This is a genomic window from Nocardioides sp. NPDC057772 (assembly GCF_042798075.1).
Taxonomy (GTDB): domain Bacteria; phylum Actinomycetota; class Actinomycetes; order Propionibacteriales; family Nocardioidaceae; genus Nocardioides.
The window spans coordinates 1-6,684 of sequence record NZ_JBHVKN010000248.1; the positions used below are offsets into that span (position 1 = coordinate 1).

A 6,684-nucleotide genomic window follows, 5' to 3' on the forward strand; every position below is an offset into this window, starting at 1 on the left:
GTAGTCCATAAACGGGTAGGACTCGGTCCACAGCTGCGCGGACTCCCGCAGCTTGAGGGCGGCCTCCTGCGCCAGCCCGTTGGTCCAGCCTCGGCCGACGAAGGTGAGCTGGTCGGCGCTCAACGCCGGACCGAACCCGTCCGCGCCGGCGTCGATGATCTGCTGGGCCTGCGCGGAGGCCTGGGTCAGGTCGTGACCGAGGTGCCAACGCAGCACGGCGAGCGCCGTGGTCGCGAAGCGGGTCTGGACCACCGACTTCTCGTCCACCTCGGGCATCAGGATCGGCTCCGCCAGCTCGAGCGCCGGAGTGCCGGGCGAGGACGAGATCACCGAGGCCGGGACCTTGCCGTTGACTCGGGTGAGCAGGTCGATGACCTCGGTCGTGGTTCCAGACCGGGTGATGGCGAGCAGCCGGTCATAGCCACGGTCGATCCGGGCCTCGGTCGGCGTCCAGGCGTCGGTGACGCCCTGGCCCTGCTCCTCGCGGAGCGCAGCGTACGCCTGCGCCATGTAGAGCGAGGTGCCGCAGCCGACGACCGCGACCTTCTCCCCCGCCTCGGGCAGCGCGTCGGCGAAGCGCTCGGCGGTGCCACGGGCGGCCAGCCAGTCGGCGGGCTGGGTCGCGATCTCGGCGGCGAGATGCGTCGGTGCGGATGCGGTCATGGTGTCGGGTCACCCTCCGATGTGTTGCCGGGCTGGAGCCGAATCATCCAACGCGCTGCGCGTTTCTGTCAATAATGAGCGATAAATGATCATTATCGCTCAGTCGCGATGACGATCTCCGTCCCATGCTCGGCCAGCGCCTTCGCGAGCGGCTCGGGCACCGCCCGGTCGGTGACGAGCATGGAGACGGAGTCGAGGTCGCGGATGCGCGCGAACGTGGGATGCTCGAGCTTCGTGCTGTCGGCCACGACGATGGTGCGTTGCGCGGCCGCGATGAAGTCGGCGCTGATCTTGGCCTCGGCCGGGTGGATCGTGGTGAGGCCGGCGCGGGTGCTGATGCCGTCGACGCCGAGGATCGCGGTGTCGATGTTGATCTTCGACAGCACCCCCTCGCTCAGCGGACCGACGAGCTCGTAGGACTGGGTGCGGGCTGCTCCCCCGGTCACCACGATGTTGACGTTGGGCCGGATCGAGAGCTCGTAGGCGATGTTGAGCGCGTTGGTGACGACGGTGATGCTGTCGTCCTCGGCCAGGTCCGGATGGCGCCCGATGGAGCGCGCCACCTCGCTGGTGGTCGTCCCGCCGTTGAGCGCCACGGTCTCCCCCGGGACCAGCAGGTCGGCGACCGCGGCCGCGATCGCCCGCTTGGCCTCGGCCTGACGGCCGATCTTGTACTGCAACGGCAGCTCGTACGCCGAGCCGAGCGCCGTCGCGCCGCCATGTGTCCGGGTGACCAGCCGCTGGTCGGCGAGGTGCCCGATGTCGCGGCGGGCGGTCGCCGCCGAGACGCCGAGCGCGCTCTCCACCTCCGCGATCGTGACGTGGCCGTGCTCGCTGATCAGCTCGAGCAGCTGGTTGAGTCGCTGTTGTCTCATGGGCCCCCTTCCTGGGTCCCGGACAGCCTACGCAGTTCCGGCGCCTCAGGAGCCGCAGCGGAACATCGCGTCGGCCCAGTCGGCGTGGTCGTTGCCGTTCCCGTCACCGGCGTCGCCCACCACCAGGTCGACGAAGTCGGCGCCGGTGACGTCTGCGGAGATCGTCGCGGTCGCGCTGGTCGGCCCGAGGGTGCCGGTCTCGGCGACCGTACGCCCGTCCGCGACCACCGAGAACCTCACCGACCCCCGCGAGGTCTGGGCGTCGTCCACCCCGACGTCGGCGGTGAAAGAGGTGCAGTTGCCCGCCAGGTAGTAGCGGACCTTCGAGACCGCGTGCGCGCCCAGCCCCTTGGCGTAGACCTTGCCGTTCAGCGTGATCGGCCGGCCGTCACCGGCGGCGTTCTCCCCCACGCTGGTGTCGCGCTCCACCGGCCCCCAGCCGTTGGTCGCCGAGATCCAGCCGAGATCGCTGGCGTAGGTGTCCGCGGTCGGCGGAGGCGGCGCGGTCTGCACCGTGGCGGAGCGGGTCACCGTGCGCGTCTGACCCCCGATCTCGTACGTCGCGGCCGCATCGAGCTGGTAGCTCGACTCGGCCGCGTCGGCCGGCGGTGTGACCTTCCAGGTGACGGCGTGACTCTCCCCCGGAGCGAGCCCGTCGAAGGCCGCCGGGGTGGTGGCCTCCGCCGCCCAGCCCGCCGGCACCTCCAGGGCGACCTTCCCGGCACCGGTCGCCGACGCCTCGTCGCTGGTCAGCGTCGTGGTGACCTCGCTGACGGCACCCGGCAGCAGCTTCTCCTCGCCGGCGTCGACGGCCAGGGTCGCGCAGGCCGGCAGGTCGCCGGCCTCGCCGAGGTCCTCCACGGTGAAGTCGTCGATGCTGATGTCGCCGTTCGCGCCGTTGCCGTCGGCCGTCCGCAGGCCGACCCAGTAGTCGCCGCAGCCGCCGGCCACGAACTCCTCGCTGAACCGGGCCGTCTCGAGCTGCCTGCCGATCGGCCGGGCAGCGACCTCGACCGAGCGCGGCTCACCGCTCGCGACCGAGTCGTAGCCGGTCACCCACTGGTAGTCGTCGGCCCGCTCGGTCTGGTGGTCGAAGGAGACCCGGTAGCGATGGCCGGGCTCGAGACGTACGGTCTGCGGGACGGTGCGGTAGACGAGCCCACCGTTCTCGGCGTGCGACTTGAGCGACCAGTCGCCGCTGATCACGTCGTCGGTGAGCTTCCCGTTCCAGCCGCTCTGGGTGTAGGGCTCGTGGCGCTCGGCCAGGTGCGTACGCGGGTCGGTGACCCCGCCCGAGGTGCCCTTGACGAACGGCGACCAGCCCTGGACGACCTCCTCGAAGTCCTCCCGGACGATGACCTTCGCCCCAGGAGCGGCCGGCAGGTCGCGGTCGATCGCGACGACGCGTACGTCATCCACGCGGACCTTCCCAGAGCCGGACGCCGCGGAGATCTTGACGGTCGCGGTCCCGTCCCGGCTGGCGTCGAAGGGCACCTCGACCCGCTGGAAGTAGGTGCTGTGCAGCTCGTCGGCGGCGACCAGGTTCTTCGCGGTCGAGCGCTCGACGCGGTTGGTGTAGGTCTTCCCACCCGAGGTGACGGTGACCGTGGTGGCGCGGCTGTGGCCGGGCTCGACCTCGACCCAGACGCCCAGCGCGTGGCGGCCGCTGCGCAGGCCGGTCAGACGCTGGCTGATCGCGGCCTTCCCGCCGGCGCCCAGGACGGCGACCCGCTGCCCGGTCGAGGTACGTCCGGTGGTGGCCGACCCGCTGGGGTGCCACGCGTCGAGGCTGCCGGCGTTGAAGCCGGGGTCGGCGATGTGGCTGCCCTGGCCCCACTGCGGCTCGGGCGAGCTGCCGGGAGACTTCGTCAGGACGTACGCCGTCCCGGGCTTCGCGTCGAGCGTGACCTCGCCGCTGCGGACCGGCACGCTGCCGGCCGCGACCCGGCCCTGCTCGGTGAGCCGGTAGACGTTGAGCCGGGTGCTGTCGCTCCACGCATCGGTGAGGTTCCAGGTGGTCCGGCCGCCGTCGGTGTTGTAGTGGTAGAGCTTCGAGTCGTTCTTCCACGGGAGCAGGTAGGCGTCGCCGTCGAGGACGAGGTCGCCGCCCTGGTAGATCTTCCGGGTCGCCGCCGTCGTGCCGGTGTTGACCACGCGGACGCCGCCGTCCTGGACGACCTCGTCCTGGCTCCAGCGCAGGATCGGGTTCTGCTGGAGATACTTGGTCGGCAGGTTCGTCCGCCAGATGTTGTCGTAGAAGGCGGCGACGTCGTTCTCGCCGGTCCAGCCCTCGAACTCGACGATCTCGGTGTGCCCGAGCAGCTTGTCCGGGTTCCAGGTGTCCTTCTGCCCGTTGCGTACGAACCGGATCAGCTGGCTGTTCAGACCCTTGTTGGTGGCGCCGCCGTAGGACTCGTCGTTCGCCCAGTGGGACCAGAGCGCGTCCTCCTCGAAGTGGTAGGACCACTCGGTGCCGATGTTCCAGCCCTGGTCGCGCAGCTCCTGGGCGAGCCGCTCCTGGAGCCAGCCGTAGGAGTAGTAGACGTCGATGTAGAGGAAGTCGAGGTTGTCGTGCGTCTCGCGGCGCAGCTGGGCGAAGCGGTCGACGATGTTCTTGGTCGCGAGGTCGGTGCGCTGGTCGATGTAGTAGGACTGGTCGATCCAGTCCCAGCCGGGGCTGTTCTCGTTGACCAGGGTCTCGTCGAAGGTCTTGGCCTCGGGGTAGGCCTCGGTCGCGTTGACGTGGACCCCGAAGTCGGCGCCCCACTTCTCGCCCTCGCGGGCGAGCGTGTTGAGGTCCTCGAGCCCGCCGGCGCGGGTGTTGTAGTTGCCGCCGTAGTCGGGGTGCGCGGAGTCGTGGCCCTCGGAGCCGTAGCCCTTCAGCACGGCCAGCTGACCCAGCCCGTCGGTGGCCAGCGAGACCCGCTTGACGTCGTCGAGCGTACGCAGGAACGGATGCGTCGCCTGGCTGGCGAAGTTGAACGGGATGTGGGTGACCACCCGCTCGGGGGTCTCGTCCGCGCCGTTCATCGGCCGCTGGATGTCGCGCAGCGCGATCGCGCCGTCCTGCCAGTCGACCCGCTGGTCGTCATTGGCGTCGGGCGTGACGGTGACCTTCGCCCAGGGGAGCTCCTCGGTGTAGGGCGAGCCCGTCGCACGGTAGGTCCACTGGCCGCTCCACAGCCCGACCCGGCGGCCGTCGTCGGTGGCACTGACCTTGCGCCAGATCCGGCCGCGCTCGTTGGTCGCGTCGCCGCTGCTCTGGTCGTAGACGGAGTTGGTCTCGATGGCGGCGGCGAGCTGGTCGGTGTCGACGATGGCGTACGCCGATCCGACCGGCTTCTCGGTCGTGGCCAGGTCGGCGGTCACCTCGGTGTGGGTGTCGCCGTTCTTGGTGCGGTCGGCGCTCACGATCGCGGTGCTCACGGTGGCGCCGGCCTGGTCCGAGCTGACCGAGAGGAGGTCGTGTCCGGGGATGTCGAGGGTGCCGACCCGGTGCTCGGCGGTGTCGGTCACCTTGGTCACGGCGAAGGTGACGACATCGCCGGCCACCTCGAGCTTCGCGTCGAGCACGACCCCGGGCAGGTCGGCGAAGGTCAGCCGGTAGGTCGCGGTGTTGGCGTCGACCTGGGTGCCGGTCACGGTCGCCGTCCGCGCGACGCCGTTGATCCGTACGTCGGTGGGCACCGTGGCCGCGCCGCCGATCTCGCCGCCTGCGGTGTGCCGGTAGCCGAGCACGGCCGGGAAGTCCTCGGCGACCTGCACGCTGAGGACGGACGAGGTCAGGGTGAAACCGCCCGCGGGGGCGGCGTGGCTTGCGGGCGCGATCGCGACCACGCCGGCGAAGGCCGTCACGGACGCGAGGAGGGCGGTGGGGAAACGCTTCGGCATCGTGACTCCCGAGGGTGGGGGTGGGCCTGACGAGGTCCGTCCATCATGCAGAGTTTTGCGCGATTTGGCTACGTTCTGCGCAAAAGTTGTCATAACCTCGGCCGGGTGAGCCCCATTTTGACCTGGCGTGACAGCGAGTTCCTGAAGCACGGCGTCCCCCACCGGATCCTGTCCGGGTCGATCCACTACTTCCGCATCCACCCGGACCTGTGGGAGGACCGGCTGCAGCGAGTCGCCGCCACCGGGTTCAACACGATCGACACCTACGTCGCCTGGAACTTCCACGAGCCGGACGAGGGATCTGCGGACTTCACCGGGCCTCGTGACCTGGCCCGCTTCCTCACCGTCGCCGGCGACCTCGGGCTCGACGTGATCGTGCGCCCCGGCCCCTACATCTGCGCCGAGTGGACCAACGGCGGGTTGCCGTCGTGGCTGACCGCCCGAACCCGCGCGCCGCGCAGCACCGACCCGGTCTACCAGGACGCGGTCGCTGGCTGGCTCGACGTCCTGCTCCCCCGGCTGGTTCCGCTGCAGGCTGCACATGGTGGGCCGGTCGTGGCCGTGCAGGTGGAGAACGAGTACGGCTCCTACGGCGACGACGCCGCCCATCTCGCCTGGCTGCGCCAGGCGCTCCTCGACCGCGGGGTCACCGAGCTGCTCTACACCGCCGACGGCCCCACCGAGGTCATGCTCGATGCCGGCATGGTCGACGGCACCCTCGCCGCGGCCACCTTTGGCAGCCGGGCCACCGAGGCCCACGCGATGCTGGCGTCACGACGTCCCGGCGAGCCGTTCCTGTGCGCCGAGTTCTGGAACGGCTGGTTCGACCACTGGGGCGAGAACCACCACGTACGCTCCCCCGCCAGCGCCGCCGCGACGCTGCGCGAGATCGTCGACCTGGGTGGCTCGGTCAGCGTCTACATGGCCCACGGCGGCACCAACTTCGGGCTCTGGGCCGGGTCCAACCACGACGGTCGCCGGATCCAGCCCACCGTCACCAGCTACGACTCCGACGCCCCGGTCGGCGAGGACGGCCGGGTCTCGGAGAAGTTCGAGCTCTACCGCGAGATCCTCGCGCCTGCGACCGGGCGAACGGTCGAGGCGCTGCCGGCGCTCCCGCCCACGCCTGCGCGTCAGGCGTTCTCCTCCGCGCCGGTGTCGCCCGGCGCGGACCTGCTGTCACTGGTGACCCGCGGGCCGGGAGTCCGCGCGGCCGGGCCGCTGAGCTTCGAGCAGTTGGGCGTCGACGCCGGCC

At 70.7% G+C, this 6,684-nt stretch carries 4 protein-coding genes; 1 reads left to right on the forward strand and 3 read right to left on the reverse strand.

Annotated features, from left to right (window positions below; all coding sequences use genetic code 11):
- The 3 genes from ACFVJS_RS25155 to ACFVJS_RS25165 form a co-directional block, all read right to left on the reverse strand.
- Nucleotides 1-663, reverse strand: a 663-nt coding sequence (locus ACFVJS_RS25155) for an SIS domain-containing protein (RefSeq protein ID WP_378886119.1), incomplete at its 3' end; no start/stop codon positions are given.
- 92 nt (nt 664-755) lie between these two features.
- Nucleotides 756-1,538 carry a DeoR/GlpR family DNA-binding transcription regulator gene (locus tag ACFVJS_RS25160; RefSeq protein ID WP_378886121.1) on the reverse strand — a complete coding sequence of 261 codons (783 nt, stop codon included), beginning with the start codon at nt 1,536-1,538 and terminating at the stop codon, nt 756-758.
- A gap of 45 nt (nt 1,539-1,583) precedes the next feature.
- Entirely contained in the window at nt 1,584-5,429 is a 3,846-nt protein-coding gene (locus ACFVJS_RS25165) for an endo-alpha-N-acetylgalactosaminidase family protein (protein ID WP_378886123.1), read from the reverse strand.
- Nucleotides 5,430-5,534: 105 nt separating this feature from the next.
- Between ACFVJS_RS25165 and ACFVJS_RS25170 the strand changes: the two genes are divergently transcribed.
- Nucleotides 5,535-6,684, forward strand: a 1,150-nt coding sequence (locus ACFVJS_RS25170; RefSeq protein ID WP_378886125.1) for a beta-galactosidase family protein, incomplete at its 3' end; no start/stop codon positions are given.